At 65.4% G+C, this 18395-nt stretch carries 16 protein-coding genes; 9 read left to right on the plus strand and 7 right to left on the minus strand.

Going from position 1 to position 18395, the window contains the following annotated elements:
• Positions 1-204: 204 nt before the first annotated feature.
• The 7 genes from QY049_RS16085 to QY049_RS16115 all read left to right on the plus strand — a co-directional run bounded on the left by QY049_RS16085 (position 205) and on the right by QY049_RS16115 (position 9275).
• A complete protein-coding gene (locus tag QY049_RS16085) occupies positions 205-2541 on the plus strand; it encodes a bifunctional diguanylate cyclase/phosphodiesterase (RefSeq protein ID WP_258765163.1) in 2337 nt (778 codons plus the stop codon).
• 144 nt (positions 2542-2685) lie between these two features.
• On the plus strand, positions 2686-3426 hold the full coding sequence (locus QY049_RS16090; protein WP_246755697.1) for a hypothetical protein: 741 nt from the start codon (positions 2686-2688) through the stop codon (positions 3424-3426).
• Positions 3427-3700: 274 nt separating this feature from the next.
• A complete protein-coding gene (gene pal, locus QY049_RS16095; protein WP_194479630.1) occupies positions 3701-4189 on the plus strand; it encodes a peptidoglycan-associated lipoprotein Pal in 489 nt (162 codons plus the stop codon).
• 188 nt (positions 4190-4377) lie between these two features.
• The gene (gene ybgF, locus QY049_RS16100) at positions 4378-5442 is read left to right on the plus strand and encodes a tol-pal system protein YbgF (RefSeq protein ID WP_301269585.1); all 1065 of its coding nucleotides are present in this window, start codon (positions 4378-4380) and stop codon (positions 5440-5442) included.
• 61 nt (positions 5443-5503) lie between these two features.
• A complete protein-coding gene (gene tilS, locus QY049_RS16105) occupies positions 5504-6655 on the plus strand; it encodes a tRNA lysidine(34) synthetase TilS (protein ID WP_301269586.1) in 1152 nt (383 codons plus the stop codon).
• Between the two features lie 265 nt (positions 6656-6920).
• The gene (gene ftsH, locus QY049_RS16110) at positions 6921-8843 is read left to right on the plus strand and encodes an ATP-dependent zinc metalloprotease FtsH (RefSeq protein ID WP_194479633.1); all 1923 of its coding nucleotides are present in this window, start codon (positions 6921-6923) and stop codon (positions 8841-8843) included.
• A gap of 12 nt (positions 8844-8855) precedes the next feature.
• Positions 8856-9275: a DUF3052 domain-containing protein gene (locus tag QY049_RS16115; RefSeq protein WP_258765167.1), complete on the plus strand. Its 420-nt coding sequence runs from the start codon at positions 8856-8858 to the stop codon at positions 9273-9275.
• Positions 9276-9365: 90 nt separating this feature from the next.
• Here QY049_RS16115 and QY049_RS16120 read toward each other — a convergent pair whose 3' ends face one another.
• The 4 genes from QY049_RS16120 to QY049_RS16135 form a co-directional block, all read right to left on the minus strand.
• Positions 9366-9719, minus strand: a complete 354-nt coding sequence (locus QY049_RS16120; RefSeq protein ID WP_194479635.1) for a hypothetical protein — start codon at positions 9717-9719, stop codon at positions 9366-9368.
• A gap of 387 nt (positions 9720-10106) precedes the next feature.
• Entirely contained in the window at positions 10107-10379 is a 273-nt protein-coding gene (locus QY049_RS16125; protein ID WP_301269587.1) for a hypothetical protein, read from the minus strand.
• Between the two features lie 235 nt (positions 10380-10614).
• On the minus strand, positions 10615-12087 hold the full coding sequence (locus QY049_RS16130) for a hypothetical protein (protein ID WP_301269588.1): 1473 nt from the start codon (positions 12085-12087) through the stop codon (positions 10615-10617).
• Entirely contained in the window at positions 12084-13574 is a 1491-nt protein-coding gene (locus tag QY049_RS16135) for a hypothetical protein (protein ID WP_194479638.1), read from the minus strand. The genes QY049_RS16130 and QY049_RS16135 overlap by 4 nt, the downstream gene beginning before the upstream one ends.
• 350 nt (positions 13575-13924) lie before the next feature.
• Here QY049_RS16135 and QY049_RS16140 point away from each other — a divergent pair, with 350 nt between their 5' ends.
• A complete protein-coding gene (locus QY049_RS16140) occupies positions 13925-14089 on the plus strand; it encodes a Flp family type IVb pilin (protein WP_194466236.1) in 165 nt (54 codons plus the stop codon).
• 180 nt (positions 14090-14269) lie between these two features.
• Here the strand turns inward: QY049_RS16140 and QY049_RS16145 are convergent, their stop codons facing one another.
• On the minus strand, positions 14270-15247 hold the full coding sequence (locus tag QY049_RS16145) for a phosphatase PAP2 family protein (RefSeq protein ID WP_258765169.1): 978 nt from the start codon (positions 15245-15247) through the stop codon (positions 14270-14272).
• A gap of 274 nt (positions 15248-15521) precedes the next feature.
• On the opposite strand from QY049_RS16145, the gene QY049_RS16150 reads away from it, so the two are divergent.
• Complete coding sequence (locus QY049_RS16150; RefSeq protein ID WP_258765170.1) at positions 15522-16202, plus strand: TetR/AcrR family transcriptional regulator; 681 nt, start codon at positions 15522-15524, stop codon at positions 16200-16202.
• A gap of 151 nt (positions 16203-16353) precedes the next feature.
• On the opposite strand, the gene pyk is transcribed toward QY049_RS16150, so the two are convergent.
• Entirely contained in the window at positions 16354-17790 is a 1437-nt protein-coding gene (pyk, locus tag QY049_RS16155) for a pyruvate kinase (RefSeq protein ID WP_194479641.1), read from the minus strand.
• Entirely contained in the window at positions 17787-18386 is a 600-nt protein-coding gene (locus tag QY049_RS16160) for a DUF1036 domain-containing protein (protein ID WP_301269589.1), read from the minus strand. The genes pyk and QY049_RS16160 overlap by 4 nt, the downstream gene beginning before the upstream one ends.
• Positions 18387-18395: the final 9 nt, after the last annotated feature.

Consider the following 18395-nt stretch of genomic DNA (forward strand, 5'->3'; position numbering starts at 1 on the left):
GCGCCGATTTTTCGCGGTTCCGTGCGCACGGCAAGCTTTCCTTCACCTTGCGCTCGGCAACGCTTGCCTACCTGCATGATATTTCAACAGAATCGGCTTCGCCATTGCCGAAAAACAACTCGACTTTAACGATGTTCCCTCAGAAAGGCTTCATCTGGTCTGGGTAAAAGTACGCGCTGGAACAGGACGCGCATACAGAAACAGATGCAGTTTGCAACCCACAGCGGAGAGCCGACCCAACGGCAGGCCTCGCCGACGATTTCGGCGGCGCTGATCGATTCGCTGTTTGAAACTCCCGCTCCGTTGCTGACAGGTCTTGTCTTCGGCGCCATCGCGGCAGCCGCGACTGCGCTCAAGACGGGAGAGCCGGCGATCTGGGCGTGTGTTGCGCTTCTCATTGTCGCAGGCGCCATTCGGGCGTTCGACTTGCGGCGCTACCAGATGCGCAAATCGACGCTGACCGCCGATGAAGCTGCGCGGTGGAAGAACCGGCATCAGATCGGAGCGATGATCCAGGCCGCCGCGGTCGGCATCTGGTGCACCACCACGTTGTTGGTCAGTGACGACGCCGTGGCCCATATGATTTCTCTCTCCACTACCACCGGGTTCGTGGCGGGAGGCGCGGGCAGGGCCTATGGACGGCAGTGGATATACAAGCTGCAGGCTTCGCTTTGCTTCGGTTCGACAGTGATCGCGCTGGCGTTGCGCGGCACGACCTATTACGTCGTGATGTCGGTCCTGTGCGCCGCCTTTCTGGTGGCCGTCATACAGATTTCGGCCAATTTGCACCGGATATTCATGCGGGCGCTTGTCGCGCGCGAGCGCGAAGCGGCGCTCGCAGGCCAGTTCGACACCGCCTTGAACAATATGCCGCACGGCCTGTGCATGTTCGGCGTCGACGGACAACTTGCGGTCATGAATCACCGCTTCAGCGAGATGATGAATCTGCCCGACGATCTCGTGGAGGGCCGTCCCAACGCGTCCGAAATCATCGCGGCGTGCGTCAATGGCGGTTCGATCTCGACGGAGAGCGGCAACCTGATCCTCTGCGAGATCGAGGAGGGACGGGTCCGCGAGCTGCTGACCAACGATCCGGATTACACGCGTGGGCGCACGCTGTCCTGGACGTTCCAGCCGATGGTGGGCGGCGGCACGGTCGTGCTGCTGGAAGACATCACCGAGCGCACCAATGCGGAAGCCCGCATCAGCCATCTCGCCCGTTATGACGAGCTTACGGCGCTGCCGAACCGCGTCTCCTTCCGCGACGAGATCGGACGGCTGCTCGCCCATCCGCACCAGTCCGAACGCCTCTCCGCGCTGCTGTTCGTCGACCTCGACCAGTTCAAGCAGGTCAACGACACGCTTGGTCATCCCTGCGGCGACCAGCTCCTCTGCGCGGTCGCCAATCGCCTGCGCGAGATGCTGCGGCCGGAGGATTTCGTCGCCCGCTTCGGCGGCGACGAGTTCGTCGTGTTCCAGCAGAACATCAACTCGGCCGAGGACGCCGCGAGCCTCGCCCGCCGCATCGTCGAGCGCCTGAGCGAGCGCTATCGCATCGACAATCACCTGGTCGAGATCGGCGCCAGCGTCGGCATCGCGCTGACCTCGCCCGACGGCGCCAGCGCCGACACGCTGCTCAAGAACGCCGACATGGCGCTCTACCGCGCCAAGGCCGACGGCCGCGGCACCTTCTGCTTCTTCCGCGACGAGATGGCGGCGACCGTCGAGGCCCGCCGCATCCTCGAGCTCGACCTGCGCAAGGCGCTGGCGAACGAGGAGTTCGAGCTGTTCTATCAGCCGCTGGTCAACCTGAAGTCCGGCAAGATCACCACCTGCGAAGCGCTGCTGCGCTGGAATCATCCGGTGCGCGGCACGGTCTCGCCGATCGACATCATCCCGGTCGCCGAGGACATGGGCCTGATCGTCGATCTCGGCCGCTGGATCCTGCGTCGCGCCTGCATGGAATGCATGAAGTGGCCGGAGGGCGTCAGCGTCGCCGTCAATTTCTCGCCGCAGCAATTCCACCAGCGCGACGTGCTGAGCGAGATTCGGTACGCGCTCGAAGTGTCGGGCCTGCCGGCACATCGCCTGGAGATCGAGATCACCGAATCCTCGCTGCTGCGTAACACCCAGCTCACCCACGACGTCCTGTCGCAGCTGCACGCGCTCGGCGTGCGCATCTCGCTGGACGATTTCGGCACCGGCTATTCGAGCCTCAGCTACCTGCACAATTTCCCGATGCAGAAGGTCAAGATCGACCGCTCCTTCCTCGAGGGCATCGATACCGATCGGCCGCTCACGCTGCTGCGCGGCGTGGCGCGGCTGGCCGCCGATCTCGGCATGTCGGTCGTGGTCGAGGGCATCGAGACCAACGAGCAACTCGAGCTGATCAGCGCCGACGGTACGATCACCGAGGGACAGGGCTATCTCTTCAGCCGGCCGGTCCCTGCGGTTCGGGTTCGGCAATTGCTGAATGCCTCGCACGGCCGCCGCCCGCCGGACGAGCAGCTGCTGACCATCGCCTCACGATCGATCGCGTAAAATCCCGTAAAATTGCGGGCCAATCGCTGACATTGCACGACCGGCGGGGTTAACCCTAACAGGGTGATTACGTTGCATGCTTGTTAAGAAGCTGTTAATCTTTTTGTCACTCGCAAAAGTTGTTCGTTAGTTGAGGAATGTTGGATGAAGTTTGAAGCCGAACCGCGCGCTTCGCTCTCTGTGCGGGGGGGAGCGCTGTTCGATCGCATCGACTACCGATCCATCGAGACTCCCGAGGAGAAAGATCAGCTCTATCAGATGCGCTACAGGGCCTATACGCGCGGCGGACTCATTCCGCAGTCGGAGTCCCAGCGCTACAGCGACGGTTACGACGATGCGCCCAATGCGAAGACGTTCGGCGTCTACGTCGATGGCGAACTCTGCAGCTCCATTCGTCTCCACCTGCTGACCTCAGAACAGCGGATGTCCTGCACGACCGATCTGTTCGGCGACGTGCTGCATCCTCGCCTCGATCGGGGCGAGGTTTTCATCGATCCGGCCCGCTTCGTTGCGAGCCCGGAAAAAGCCAAATGCTTTCCTGAGCTTCCCTATCTGACGGTGCGGCTGGTGTTTCTGGCCTGCGAATATTTCAATGCCGATACCGGCCTCGCGCTCGTGCGTCCTGCGCATGAGCCGTTCTATCGCCGGGTCTTCCTGAACGAAACCATCGCCGAGCCGCGCCTGTTTCCGAATGCCCTGGCAAAGGTGGCTCTGATGGCGTCCGATTTCCGTGCCGTGCGGGAAAGGGTCTTGACCCGTTTTCCGATCATGCGCTCGAGCGCATTCGAGCGGCGGATGCTGTTCGAGCACAGCATGAAGCAATCGGCGGGCGTCGAATTGCCGAAAGTTGCCTCCGAGCGTCCAAAGCTGGTTGCCTCCTCCTGAAGACCCCCCAAGACGGCTGCGCCCGACCGCAAGCTGTGGTCAAGCACCCGGAAGGTCCGGACCGGGCTTAAAAATACCCGGTTCCGTGCGCGCCACGGCTTGCCTTCACCCTCGCGCCACATTTACAACCCATTAACCATGATGGGTGCTTTTCGCTGGTTGGGGGCATTTGACCGGCTGAGGCAAGGTTCCGTCAAGGTTGACGGAACGTTCGCTTAACCAACCCCCTGTAGACCGGACAGCAGTGGACGAACGTGAGCGTGGAGGCTCCGGAATGAAATATCCTATGCGTATCCTCCAGGGATGGAAGCTGGCTGCAGTGGTCGCAATCGCGCTGTCGATGGGCGCCTGCGCCAAGCAGAATGCGGGCCTGGACGCCAATGCGAGCGCGGCGACGCCCGGCAGCCAGCAGGATTTCGTGGTGAACGTGGGCGACCGCGTGTTCTTCGAGAGCGACCAGACCGATCTGACCCCGCAGGCGATCGTGACCCTGGAGAAGCAGGCGCAGTGGCTCCAGACCTATCCGCGCTACTCCTTCACCATCGAAGGTCACGCCGACGAGCGCGGCACCCGCGAATACAACATCGCCCTCGGCGCCCGCCGTGCCCAGTCGGTGCGCGCGTTCCTCGCCTCGCGCGGCATCGATCCGAACCGGATGCGCACGATCTCCTACGGCAAGGAGCGGCCCGTCGCCGTCTGTAACGATATCTCCTGCTGGTCGCAGAACCGTCGCGCCGTGACCGTGCTGAACGCGAGCTCCTGACGCTTCGGTCAGGCGGCGTTCATCTCTGGAAACAGAATATGCCGGCGCCCTCACGGGCGCCGGTTTCGTTTCAGCATTCTGTGACAGAATCCCGGTGGTGCCAGTCACATTTTTGGCGTACTCCGCTTCGATGTGTGGCGCGTCGCAGGTTCCGTCGCAGGCCATTTCGCTTTCGTCGTCAGGGCAAGATGTCATCCAGATTTAAGGTCCTTACCGGCACCGTGGCCATCGCCGCGCTGCTCTCCTTGTGCACGCCCGTCTTCGCCCAGTCGGACGGCGAGGACCCCGAGATGCGGATCGAGCGGCTGGAGAACCAGCTGCGCCAGCTCACCGGCCAGAACGAGGAGCTGCAATATCGCAACCGGCAGCTCGAGGATCGCATCCGCCAGCTCGAGGGCGGCGCGCAAGGCGCGACGCCCGGCCAGCCGCCCGCCCAGCCCAATGTCGCGGCGGTGCCGCCCGCGCAGGTCGCGCCCGCCTATCGCCAGCAGCCGCCGCAGCAGCAGGCTATGCAGCCGAACTACGAGCAGCCGCAGATCGCTTCTCCCGCGCCGATCGTTCAGGAACAGCCCGGCCCCGGCGCGCCCGGTACGCGCCGGCGGGGCGATGCGTTCGACCCGAACCAGAATCCGAATGCGCCGGGCGCACCGCGCGCGCTCGGCGGCGGCCAGCAGCCGATGTCGGCCGGCGGTGGTCAGGTTGGCGGCGCGCCCGGTGGCCGCGGCGTCGGCGAGCCGCTCGACATCAACAATGCTCCAGGCCGCTACCCGCAGGCGGCCGCGCCGGCGCAGCCGGGCTATCCGCCCGCCCAGCAGGGCTATCCCGCGCAGGCCGGAGGTGCTCCGGCTCTTGCGACCCTGCCGCCCTCGGCGACGCCGCGCGACGAGTTCGACCTCGGCATCGGCTACATGCAGCGCAAGGATTATGCTCTGGCCGAGCAGACCATGAAGAATTTCGCGGCGAAATATCCTGCAGATCCGCTGCTCGGCGATGCGCAATACTGGCTCGGCGAAAGCTATTTCCAGCGCCAGCAATATCGCGATTCCGCCGAAGCCTTCCTCGCCGTCACCACGAAATACGACAAATCGGCCAAGGCGCCGGATGCGCTGCTGCGGCTCGGCCAGTCGCTCGCCGCGCTGAAGGAGAAGGAAGCCGCCTGCGCCGCCTTCGGCGAGGTCGGCCGCAAATATCCGCGCGCCTCGGCCGGCGTGAAGGCCGCGGTGGACCGCGAGCAGAAGCGGGTGAAGTGCTGACGCCTCGCTGACAACGCGGACGGGAATGCGCTAGATAGTCTGGCGATTGCTGGGCCGCGTCATGTCAGACGACGACAATTCACCGATCTCCGCGCGCGCGGCGAAGCAGCTCTTCGCCGAGCTCAGAAGCGCGCCGGCCTTGGTGCTCGCCGTCTCCGGCGGGCCCGACTCGGTCGCGCTGATGTGGCTCGCGGCGCGCTGGCGGCGCAGCCTTGCGCGCGGCCCCGAGCTCACCGTCGTCACCGTCGATCATGGCCTGCGGAGCGAGGCGGCGCGCGAGGCGCGCGAGGTCAAGCGGCTTGCCACTGAACTCGGCCTTGCGCACCGGACCCTGCGCTGGCGCGGCGCAAAGCCGGCGACGGGATTGCCCGCCGCCGCGCGCGAAGCCCGTTACCGCCTGCTGGCGCAAGCCGCCCGCTCGGCCGGCGCAAGCCACGTGCTCACCGCCCACACCCGCGACGACCAGGCCGAGACGCTGCTGATGCGGCTGCTCCGCGGCAGCGGCATCGCCGGCCTGTCGGCGATGGCGCGCTTCACGCCGCGCGACGGCCTCGTGCTGGCGCGCCCGCTGCTCGATGTTCCGAAATCGCAACTGATCGCAACACTGAGGCGGGCCAGGATCAGCTTCACGGATGATCCCACCAACCGCGACGCTTCCTTCACGCGGCCGAGGCTTCGCGCGCTGCTGCCGCAACTCGCAGCCGAGGGCGGCGATGCCCGCACCCTGGTGCGGCTCGCAGGCAGGCTCGCCCGTGCCAACGCGGCCGTCGAGGTGCTGACCGACGGCGCCGAGCGCTTTCTCCGCTTGATGGATCGCGGCCGACGGCCGCAGCCGGGCGTTCGCAGTTCCGAGGCCCAAAGCTCCTTCGAAGCGGAAGCCTTCGCCACCCTGCCGGAAGAAGTCCGGCTACGGCTCCTGCTTCGGGCGATCGACGCGCTGGGCCACGAAGGGCCGGCGGAACTCGGCAAGGTCGAGACCCTGCTTGCCGCGCTGGATCAGGCGATGGTTGCGGGGTCTCGTGCATCCGTGAATGGCCGTTCCATCCCGAAGCAGAGCCTTCTCAAGCAAACCCTCGCGGGAGCCTTGATCAGCCTTGCCGGGGGGCGTATCCACATCGCGCCCGCGCCGGTCCGGCGGTCCAAGGGAGCGTCCAAGGGAATGTCCAAGGGAACGTCCAAGGGTGGATCCAAGGGTGGATCCAGTAGCTCTTGAAGGTCGGATGAGTGCGGACCATGACACCGGCCGTTTCGGCGGCCCGCCGTCAGGACACCTTAACCAGGCAGGAAAAACCCCGGCCTCGATGCCATTATTTCAGCGGGAATTGCTCTAAGATGGGCTAAATAGTCCCATCTCGTTCCCTTGGCAGCGACCGGGGCGGCACCTAAATTGTATGCGTCTAACGATGAGGATTCCTTGGGGATTTCCTCGTGAAGCCCAAGGATGAGGCCGCGATCCGCGCGACCACGAAGGAAGATCGATGAACGCCAATCTGCGCAATTTCGCCCTCTGGGTCATCATTGTTTTGCTGCTCTTGGCGTTGTTCACGCTCTTCCAGAATCCGGGCCAGCGCGCCTCCTCGCAGGACATCGCGTTCTCCCAGCTCCTGACCGAGGTTGACCAGGGCCGCGTCCGCGACGTCGTGATCCAGGGCCCCGATATTCACGGCACCTTCACCACCGGCCAGAGCTTCCAGACCTATGCGCCGAACGACCCGACGCTGGTGAAGCGCCTCTATGACAGCAAGGTCCAGATCACCGCGAAGCCGCCCGGCGACAACGTGCCGTGGTTCGTCTCGCTCTTGGTCTCCTGGCTGCCCTTCATCGCGTTGATCGGCGTCTGGATCTTCCTGTCGCGGCAGATGCAGGGCGGCGCCGGCAAGGCGATGGGCTTCGGCAAGTCGCGCGCGAAGATGCTGACCGAGGCCCATGGCCGCGTCACGTTTGAAGACGTCGCCGGCGTCGACGAGGCCAAGCAGGACCTGCAGGAGATCGTCGAATTCCTCCGTGATCCCGGCAAATTCCAGCGCCTCGGCGGCCGCATTCCGCGCGGCGTGCTGCTGGTCGGCCCTCCCGGCACCGGCAAGACCCTGATCGCGCGCGCGGTCGCGGGCGAAGCCAACGTGCCGTTCTTCACCATTTCGGGTTCGGACTTCGTCGAAATGTTCGTCGGCGTCGGCGCCTCCCGTGTGCGTGACATGTTCGAGCAGGCCAAGAAGAACGCGCCCTGCATCATCTTCATCGACGAAATCGACGCGGTCGGTCGTCATCGCGGCGCCGGTCTCGGCGGCGGCAATGACGAGCGCGAGCAGACGCTGAACCAGTTGCTGGTCGAGATGGACGGCTTCGAGGCGAACGAGGGCGTGATCCTGATCGCCGCGACCAACCGCCCCGACGTGCTCGATCCCGCGCTGCTGCGTCCGGGCCGTTTCGACCGCCAGGTCGTGGTGCCGAATCCCGACGTCGTCGGCCGCGAGCAGATCCTCAAGGTTCACGTTCGCAAGGTGCCGCTGGCGCCCGATATCAACCTCAAGACCATCGCGCGCGGCACGCCTGGATTCTCCGGCGCCGACCTGATGAACCTCGTCAACGAAGCAGCCCTCACCGCGGCCCGCCGCAACAAGCGCATGGTGACCCAGGCCGAGTTCGAGGAGGCCAAGGACAAGGTGATGATGGGCGCCGAGCGCAAGTCGCTGGTCATGACCGAGGAAGAGAAGCTGCTGACGGCCTATCACGAGGGCGGCCATGCCATCGTCGGCCTCAACGTGCCCGCGACCGATCCGATCCACAAGGCGACCATCATCCCGCGCGGCCGCGCGCTCGGCATGGTCATGCAGCTCCCCGAGCGCGACAAGCTGTCGATGTCCCTGGAGCAGATGACCTCGCGCCTCGCCATCATGATGGGCGGCCGCGTCGCCGAAGAGCTGATCTTCGGCCGCGAGAAGGTGACCTCGGGCGCCGCCTCCGACATCGAGCAGGCCACGCGCCTTGCCCGGATGATGGTGACGCGCTGGGGCCTGTCGGAAGAGCTCGGCACCGTCTCCTACGGCGAGAACCAGGACGAGGTGTTTCTGGGGATGTCGGTCTCGCGCACGCAGAACGCCTCTGAAGCGACGGTGCAGAAGATCGACTCCGAGATCCGCCGTCTGGTCGAGGAAGGCTACAAGGAAGCGACCCGCATCCTCACCGAGAAGCATGCCGACCTCGAAGCGCTGGCCAAGGGCCTGCTCGAGTTCGAAACGCTCAGCGGTGACGAGATCGTCGACCTGCTCAAGGGCAAGAAGCCGAACCGCGAGTCGGTGCTCGAGCCGACCACGCCGCGCGCCTCCGCCGTGCCTCCGGCCGGCAAGTCGCGCCCGCGGCCCGATCCGGATCCCGGCCTGGAGCCGCAGCCGCAGGCGTAACGCTCGCCTGCCATGGCCGGATATTCCGGCAAACCGTTAGTGCAAAAGCTCGGCATCAAGCCGGGCTTTTGTATTTTTGTGGATGGGCTGTCCGTGGCCTATGGCGATCTCGTCGGCGGATTGCCTGACGACGTCAGGATCGCAAAGACCGCCAGGGCCCCGCTCGACCTGGTCCATGTCTTCGCGACCGAAGCAAAAGGCCTCGCCGCCAAGCTGCGCAGCTACCGCAAGGCGATCGCGCCCGACGGGATGATCTGGGCCTCTTGGCCGAAGAAGGCGTCAGGCGTTGCGACCGACGTCACCGAAGCCTTGGTGCGCGAAACCGCGCTCGCGAACGGCCTTGTCGATATCAAGATCTGCGCCGTCGACGACATCTGGTCCGGCCTGAAGCTCGTGATCCCCGTGAAGGATCGCGCGAAGCAAGCGAAGTAGCATCGGCCCGGTGGCGAACCCACGCCGCGGCTCCACGCTCCGTCATTGCGGAGGTGGACGCAGTTGCCGCCGTGACCTGACCCACCCTTTTCACGACGCGAGACGAAGCCAGACGTCCTTGCTCGCCAGCGTGCCATCAGGCGTGGCGATCTCCAGATCCACGACGTGCAGGGAGCCGGGCCCGTAGATGTATTTGAGGTGCCAAATCAGGCCGAGGTCCGGCGTGATGACGAAGTCGTCGAGCCCGTCGGTGATCGCCCGGACGGCTTCGCGGTGCGTCAGGGGCGCCGAGAACATCGCGTCGATCAGATTGGCCAGGCTCATGCCCTCGACCAGCATCATCCGCGCGACGTCGTCACCATGGACCTGGCGGAGCGCAGATACGATGACGGCGATTGCGTCCGGATTTTTCAACGACACGGAAAAACGAGCCTCCGGACCCATGATGCCGGAGGCAGATCAATCTGCGCAAGCCGTTCGCAAATGGTGTCGTGGACAGCTCGATCGCCGCCGCTTGCTCAGTGCCGGTGCTTCCAGTTGCCGCGGCCCAGATACCATCCGTAGTGATGCCCGCGATTGCCATGCCATCCATGACCATGCCCATGGCCGTGCCCGCCGCGGACCTGGATGACCGCATCGTCACCCGCCGGCGCGGGGGGAAGGCCGATCCTTGCTGAAGCGGGATTGGCAATGACAAATAAGGACACGAAAATTGCGGGAACTACCGGAAGGAAACGCATCTACGACCTCGCTCGACTTTGTTCGCAACAGTGGCGGACCGACCGCAGGAAAACGCCCGCCGGGAAAATCGGCGGGCATCGGGGAATCTTGTTACCTCTTCGTGCTACTACTCCCTGGGCTGGAAGCCGAGCCGGTCGTTTGACCGGGCGCATAACCCGACGCGCCAGGCGAGCCGTTCTTGGAGCCTTTGGCCAGCATTTCGTGGCCGGGCGAATAGCTGGACGCGCCAGGGCTGCCGACTTTCGCACCCTTGGTCTGCATCTCGTGGCCGGGGGTTTTGGTCGACGTGCTGTTCTGTGCAAGAGCTGCCGGCGCCGCAGCTGCCAGGCTGACCGCCGACAGCAAGATGATCGCAACCTTCATGGCTTTCTCCTCCTTATGGGCCCCCTTCCAACGAGCAGAATTTGATGGCGTTCCCAAATCAGGAAAAATATGCAAAAGCGTTGGCGCTGATCCATGACGGGCAGCCTCCCAACATCGGTGGAACTGTCTGTGCTTGGCGGACTGTCGGGCCATGGGCGAGGCCGCGAATCGCCGGTGCTGCTGCTTCAGCATGCTTCATGCCTGAAGCCGACATTTTCGTCCTGCCGCTGCGTCTTCACTTCGATGGCGCGGCGTCCTGATCGTCCCGCACATGCACCACGGCGATCTTGTCCGCATACAGCCGTTTCCAACCCTTGATATGATCCAGGATCTGGGCCGCCGGTGAGTCCACCGTGAGCAGGGTCGCGTCGATCCTGTTCTCGTCGAGCATGCGCAACAGGCCTGAGACGTCGCGGCCGTCTTCGGCGGCGAAATAGTCCATCAGGAATTTTTCACCGTAGAGCTCCGATCGTCCGTCGACGAAAGGCCTGATGTCGCGAACGATGAGATAGCCGCCAAAGCCGTAGGAATTGAAGACGCGCGCGGCCTTGCGCGCGGCCAGCACGTCGACGGCCGCAACCGGCGTCTGCGCCGTGGAGAATTCGAAGGTGTGATGTGCGGCAAAGGTCGCCGTCGCGCTTGCGGTCGCCAGCACGATCGCCATCGCGGCCAGCGCCGCCGGGGCGCCGGGCGCCATCCGCAAGCCGCGCGGTGCCTCTGACGCGGGCCGGATCCATCCGCTCAGTGGCTGCGCCAGCACCAGAGGGACGAGCATGCCGAAGGTCTCGATACTGCGGACATGCGCCAGCGCCATCCAGGTGGTGCCGAGGATCAGCAGCACGCGCGGCGGCGACAAGGTCAGGCCGCGCATCAGTGCCAGACCGAGCAGCCCGAGCAGGGCGCCCGCGAACGGGCTGAAGGCGCTGAAATCGGCCGGACGCCATTCGGCGATGACGGAGAACGATTTGCCGAGGCTGAGGATGCGGGCCGCGCCGAGCAGCGTGTCTATTCCGTAGGGCGTGCAGCAGCTCGCCGCCAAAGCGCCAAACCCGAATGCGGCCCATTGCATCGCGAGCGCCAGCCGGCGCGTGGGCGCAGCGCGCCAGAGCGCTTCGAGGCCGATCGCGCCGGTCAAGGCGAGCCCGAGCACGAAGCCGCCGTGAAGATTGGCCCACAGCGCCATCAGCGGCAGCAGCAGGAAGGACGGCGCGCGGCCGCGATCGGCCGCCGCCATCAAGGCGCCGCTCCAGGCGACCATGACCGGCAGCGCCAGCACATGCGGGCGGGCCAGCAGATGCGGCGCGGCCAGCGTCATCGCCAGCAGGCAGAACACCAGCGCGTAAGGCAGGTCGAGATGCCGCTGCAGGAAGGCCAGTAGCAGCGCCATCGCCAGCGCGATCGCGGCGGCGGTGAGTACAACGGGCCCGGTCCAGCCCCCCCAGGCATCGGCAATCGCGAACAGCACCTGCGACAGCCAGGACGTCGAGAGCCAGACCTCGCCCTGGCGCGTCAGCGAATAGAGATCGGTCCAGGGGACAGTGCGATGATCGAGGATCCACTGGCCGACCTTGATCTGCCAGAGTGTGTCGGGATCGTGCAGCAGACTGTCGCCGCTCACCAGCAGCAGCAGGAAGCTTCCGGCCGCGATGCAGAGCGGCGCCAGATTGCGCTGCGCGCGCGCGATCGGAAGACTGGCCGCGATGCTCATGGCTTGGCCGGCGCGGCCGCGACTGCCGCGTCATCCCGCACATGGATCACGGCGATGTTGTCGGCATAGAGCCGCTTCCAGCCCTTGATGTGATCGAGCACCTGGGCGGCGGGGCTATCGGCGACCAGCAGCGTGGCGTCGATCTTGTACTCTTCGAGCAGCCGCGTCAGGTTGTCGAGCTTCTTGACTTCGATCGCCTTGAAGAAGTCCATCACGAACTTCTCGCCATAGAGCTCGGCGCGGCCGTCGACGAAGACGGGGATGTCGCGCGAGATCAGATAGCCGCCGAACTGGTAGGCGTTGAAGATGCGCTGCGCCTTGCGCTGCTGGAGCAGGTCGACGGCGGCCACCGGCGTCTGCTCCATCGTGAAGGTGAAGCGGTGATGCGACATGTAGATCGATGTCGAAGTCCAGGCCGCAGCCGCGATCATCAGGGCGCCCATGATCGTGACGTAGCGCGCCGCCCAGCTCTCGGTGGCTTGCGCATCGAACTGCGGCAGCGGCGACTTTTCGCCGAGCGGCTTGGCCAGCACCAGCGGCACCAGGAAGGCAAAGGCCTCGATGCTCCTGACATGGGTGAGGCCCATCCAGGTGAACAGCAGGATCAGCAGGATGCGCGGTGGCGACAGCGTGAGGCCACGGAAGAGGCCGATCGCGATCAGGCCGAGGATCGCGCCTTCGAAAGCCGAGAACGAGGCGAAATTCGCCGGCATCCATTCCGAGATGACCGACAGCAATTCGCCGAGATTGAGGATGTTGGTCGCACCCAGCAGGGTGCGCCAGCCATAGGGCGTGACGCAGGCGGCCGCCATGGCGGCGACGCCGAACAGAAACCAGCGCGCGAGGAGGCGGATTTGCTTGCCGGAATCGAGCGTCCAGATGGCTTCGAGCGCCATCGGGCCGATCAGCGCAAGGCCGAGCACGAAGCCGCCGTGCAAATTCGCCCATAGCGACATCAGCGGCAGCCAGACCCAGGACGGCGTCACCTTGCGGTCGGCCGCATTCATCAGCACGCCGACCCACGCGATCATGACCGGCAGCGCCAGCATGTGCGGGCGCGCCAGGATGTGGTGCAGAGACAGCAGCACCGCCAGCATCGCGAACAGCACCGAGCGCGGAATTTCGAGATGGGCATCGAGCAGGTAGACGAAGATCGCAACCGAGGCGGCGATCGCGAGCGCGGTGAGGATCACCGGTCCCGCCCAGTCCCATTGCGAGTAGGAGGCCGAAAACAGAATCTGCGACAGCCACGACGTCGAGATCCAGGGCTCGCCCGGCCGCGTGAAGGAATAGAAGTCGGTGTAGGGCAGGGCGTGGTGATCGAGGATCCACTGGCCGATCTTGATCTGCCAGAACGAGTCGGAGTCCTGAAGCAGCGTATCGCCGACATGGAGGAAGAAGAGATAGGCGCCCGCGCCGACACACAGCGGTACCAGCGCGCGCGCGCGGCTCTGTACCGTGATGCTGTTGGTGAAGGAAAGGGACATGCCGCCTCGTCTTGTTTTTGTCGGGTGGACCGAGCGGGCGGCATTGGACCACGACGGTCATAACTTCCAGTAAACCGGCGGAACCAATCGAGGCTCTTGCGACAAGTGGATACCTGTTGGCGTCAGGCAAACACGTCGAAACAAGACGCCGTCTCGTGTCCTTGCAATTTAACCGATCGTTTTCAATTTCGGTTTACCATCGGCGAATACATGCAATCCGTTCCGTGTTTACGCAGTCGAATTAACTGCGGCGCAAGTCTTTGCCCTTACGTTGAGTTCCATGGTCGGGCGGCGCTGGGAAGCCGAAGAGACCAGACCATTGAAGCCTCGTGTACCTTTTGGAGCAGTCTATGAAGAACCTCGTTTCGCGTTTCGTGAAGGACGAATCCGGCGCCACCGCCATCGAATACGGCCTGATCGCTGCCGGCATCGCGCTGGCGATCATCACCGTCGTCAACAACCTCGGCACCACGCTGAACACCAAGTTCGGCTCGATCTCGTCCAGCCTGAAGTAAGCTGAGACGAACTCAGAGTTCAAAGAGCCCCGTCCTCGGACGGGGCTCTTTTCGTTTGGGGGGCATTGAAGGTCTCGCAGGATGGGGCAAAGCGAAGCGTGCCCACGTCACGTAGGTGGTGGGCACGGTGTACCCCCAGCGTCATTGCGAGTTTAGCACCGACGGCACCTTACGGGAGTTCTAGCCGAGGCCAGGCTGCCAAACGGGCGATGCGTCCTTCGCAACGCTGTTCGCCGCGCGGCCCATCCACTCCAGATAGGCCTTCGCGGCCCAGATCGAGGCTGCCGCCAGCGCAATGCCGCCGGCAACGTCGACGATGTAATGCGCGCCGATGACAGGCGTTGCAGCGATCATCAACAGATTGAGTGCGGCCGCGATGCCGCCGATGCGGCGGACCGGCCACAGCGCCCACATGTAGAGCACGGCGGAGGCGGCGTGGAAGCTCGGGAACGAGACGATGCCGGACAGCTTGAACAATTGCAGTTCGTGCAGGCTGCCGTCGCGCAGCGCCAGGATGTCGCGCAATTGTCCGGCGTAAACAGCGGTGTTGATGTCGGGAAGCTGTGCGGCCGGCAATTGCAGTGCGTAATAGGTGCCGATCGCCGGCACCAGCGCCGAGATCGCGATGGTGACGGCGAGCGCAAGGCTCATCGCCAGCATGAACAATTGCAGCCGCACGTAACGCGCGGTCAGCGCCAGCACGACGGGGACGCCGAGCAGCGGCCATTTGATCAGGCTGTAGCCGCGTGCGAGGACGTCCGCGAGCCAGGGATACTCGTTGACGAAGCGTGCGATCGGTTCGGGATCCAACCCGAGCGCGCGATCGACCGCGAGCAGCGCATGGTCCTGGAGCGGAAAACCCATCTTGCCGGCGACGTAGCTCAGCGGTCCGACGATGGCGCACGTCATGATGACCTGGCCGGTCGTGCCGAGCGAGAAGATCAGTTTCGGATCGGCGAGATCGCCTCTGGCGATGCGATGACGATAGGCGATGGCGACGAGGGACGCGGCGATCGCGAGCGTGATGCCGTAGGCGACCGGCTCGAGCCTGAGGCCGGTGACGGAGAGGCCAAGCGCCAGCAGGCCACCCATGACTGCGATGGGAAGCCAGTTCAAATGAAAGAGCTGCCAGGCGATTTTGGCGTCCGTGTCGACCATGCTGCACCGGGTTGGGTCGCAGCGACAGTCGCCGAGGCGCTTTAAGACCGCGGTAAGAATCGTGGTCAGCCGTTTACCAATCGATTCCCTGCAATTTGAGCTGTTTGCAGCGCAGCGTTGCAAGGTTCTTCCAAGCGTGACGCGCCACGCATTTGGTTCTTGTCATCCTCCCTGAATAGTTGTTCAGTCCTTGCGGGGCGATTTGCAGCGAATTCGGTGACGAAGCGTTCGGCCGCGGGGCGTGCGGCAGGCGTGGTGGGACAGGAAGCGCGCCATGGTTTATCGGCGGACGCATCAAGTGGTGAAGCGCCTTGCGGCTCGGCGCAGCGCCATCCTGGCGGCGGCAAGGGAAGCCGCAGCCGAAGGCGGCATGGCGGCGGTGCAGATCGCGCCGGTCGCGATCAGGGCCAATGTGGCGGCGGGCACGGTCTATCGCTATTTCCCTTCCAAGGCCGAGCTGATCTCCGAACTGATTTCCGAGGTCTCCCGCGACGAGCTCGCGGCCATCAGGCGCGCGGCCGACGCCGCGCCGGGGCCGTCCTCCGCGCTGGCAGCGGCCGTGACCACCGTGGCGGTCCATACTCTCTCGCAGCGCCGGCTGGCCTGGGGCATCCTGGCCGAGCCCGTCGATGTCGACGTCAGCGCCTCCCGCCTGGCCAGCCGCCGCGAGATCGCCGGTGAGATCGCCGCCCGGATCGACGCCGCGGTGCGCGCCGGCCATCTGCCGGCGCAGGACACGTCCCTGGCCGCAACCGCGCTGCTGGGCGCGCTGCACGAAGCGCTGGTCGGACCGCTGGCGCCCGACAATCTCGAAGATCCCGTGAAAATGCGCGACGCGGTGCAGACCGTGACGCTGCTGGCGCTGCGCGCCGTCGGCGTCATGGACGCCCGCGCTCGTGGTCTTGTCGTGCAGCAGACGCTGCTGCCGACGACCAAGGCGCTGGTCGGGGCTTGAAATGTCGCGACGGCACGGGCGGTGGCCTGACTGCGCTCAGGCCGTTGCCTGAGCACGCCTTTTCGCAAGACCCGCGCGAAGCAGGCAGAATGAGCCGGCTACTGTGCATGGGGTTGTTTTGGCCGGCTTGGTCGGCGGCCTGCCGGCAGCCTCACAAATTCGCGTCACCCTCGGGGCCGACGGAGGCGATGCGCACCATGTTGGTGGTGCCGGGGATGCCGAGCGGCACGCCGGCGACGATGATCACGCGCTGCCCGGCGCGGACGAAACCGTCGCGGAACGCGATCTGGCCGGCGCGGCTCACCATGTCGTCCTGGTCGCGCGCGTCTTCCGCCACCACGCAATGCACGCCCCAGACGACGGCGAGCCGGCGGCCGGCGGTGATGTTCGGCGTGATCGCCACGATCGGCGGCTTCGGCCGCTCGCGCGCCACGCGCACGGCGGTCGAGCCGGAGCTGGTCCAGCAGATCAGCGCGGGCAGGTCGAGCGTCTCGGCGATCTGCCGCGCGGCGTCGGCGATGGCATCGCCCGCGGTGGATTCCGGTGCGGGGCGCTGCGCCGTGATCACGGACCGGTAGGTCGGGTCGCGCTCGACCTCCTCGCCGATGCGGTTCATGGTCGAGACCGCCTCGACCGGGAATTTGCCGGCCGCCGATTCCGCCGACAGCATGATGGCGTCGGCGCCCTCGTAGACGGCGGTGGCGACATCGGAGACTTCGGCGCGGGTCGGCACCGGCGACTGGATCATCGATTCCAGCATCTGGGTCGCGATCACCACCGGCTTGCCGGCGCGGCGGGCCATGCGCGTCATCTGCTTCTGCAGGCTCGGCACGCGCTCCAGCGGCAGCTCGACGCCGAGGTCGCCGCGCGCCACCATCAGCGCATCCGAAGCCTCGATGATGTCGGCGAGGCGGTCGATCGCCTGCGGCTTCTCGATCTTGGCCATCACGGCGGCGCGGCCGCGGATCATCTTCTTGGCCTCGATCACGTCGTCGGCGCGCTGCACGAAGGACAGCGCGATCCAGTCGACGCCGGTGACGAGCGCGGCCTCGAGGTCGGCACGGTCCTTCGGCGTCATCGCCGAGACCGGCAGGTCCGTATCCGGAAGGCTGACGCCCTTGCGGTCGCTCATCTTGCCGCCGACCACGACACGCGTCACCGCGTGCTCCTTGGACGTCTCCTCCGCGATCAGCCGCACCTTGCCGTCGTCGAGCAGCAGCGCATGGCCGGGACGGAGTGCAGCGAGGATCTCGGGGTGAGGGAGGTTGACGCGGCTGGCATCGCCGGGCGTCTTGTCGGAATCGAGCGTGAAGGTCTGGCCATTCTGGAGCTGGACCGAGCCTTCGGCGAACGCACCTAGCCGGAGCTTCGGGCCCTGGAGGTCGACCAGGATGCCGATCGGGCGGCCGTAGCTGCTCTCGACGTTGCGGATCGTCGCCACCAGCTCCCGCATCTTGTCATGCGGGGTGTGGCTCATGTTGATGCGGAACAGATCGGCGCCGGCCTCGAACAGGCGGCGGATCATCGCGAGATCCGAAGAGGCAGGTCCGAGGGTCGCGAGAATCTTGATACGGCGAAGACGCCTCATGGCTTATTTCCAGGCGGGGGCGGGGCGGCGGCCGGTGGCAGGCCGGGCGAGCCCGGGGGCGTAGCACCGGGCGGGCTATTGGGCAAACCCGGAACGCCGCCACCAGGGCCAACCGGGCCAGGCATTCCGGGGACACGTTGCTGCGACGGCTGCTCGTTGGCGTCCGTGAGCTGTACCGTCCAGGCCCGCTGCTCGCCGGTATCGACCTCGAAATAGCCGGTCCGGTCATAGCCGCGCGCCAGGCAGTCCTCGGTGCCGCGGATGGTGAATTCCTTGTCGCGCGAGCACATGAAGGCCTGGCCCGACCATTCGCCTCCGCGGTCGTAGTCGATCCCGTAGATGTAATAGTAGCGGGCGATCAGCGTGCCGCGCAGCAGGGTCTCGCAGGAGCGGGACGAGATGTTCCACCAGCCTTCGGTGGTCCAGCCGTCGGCATCCTTGTAGCCGAGCGCGATGCCGACCCGGCTGGCGGTGTTGTTGCAAAGCCGGAAGTCGGCCGAGGCCGGGCTGGCCCAAAGGCAAAACAGGCCAAGCGCCAGCACCGGGACCAACCGGGCGAGCAGGCGAAGGGGGGAGCGGGGAGATTCGGCGATCATTGTCGCGGA

This window comes from Bradyrhizobium sp. WYCCWR 13022, assembly GCF_030435535.1.
Classification (GTDB): domain Bacteria; phylum Pseudomonadota; class Alphaproteobacteria; order Rhizobiales; family Xanthobacteraceae; genus Bradyrhizobium.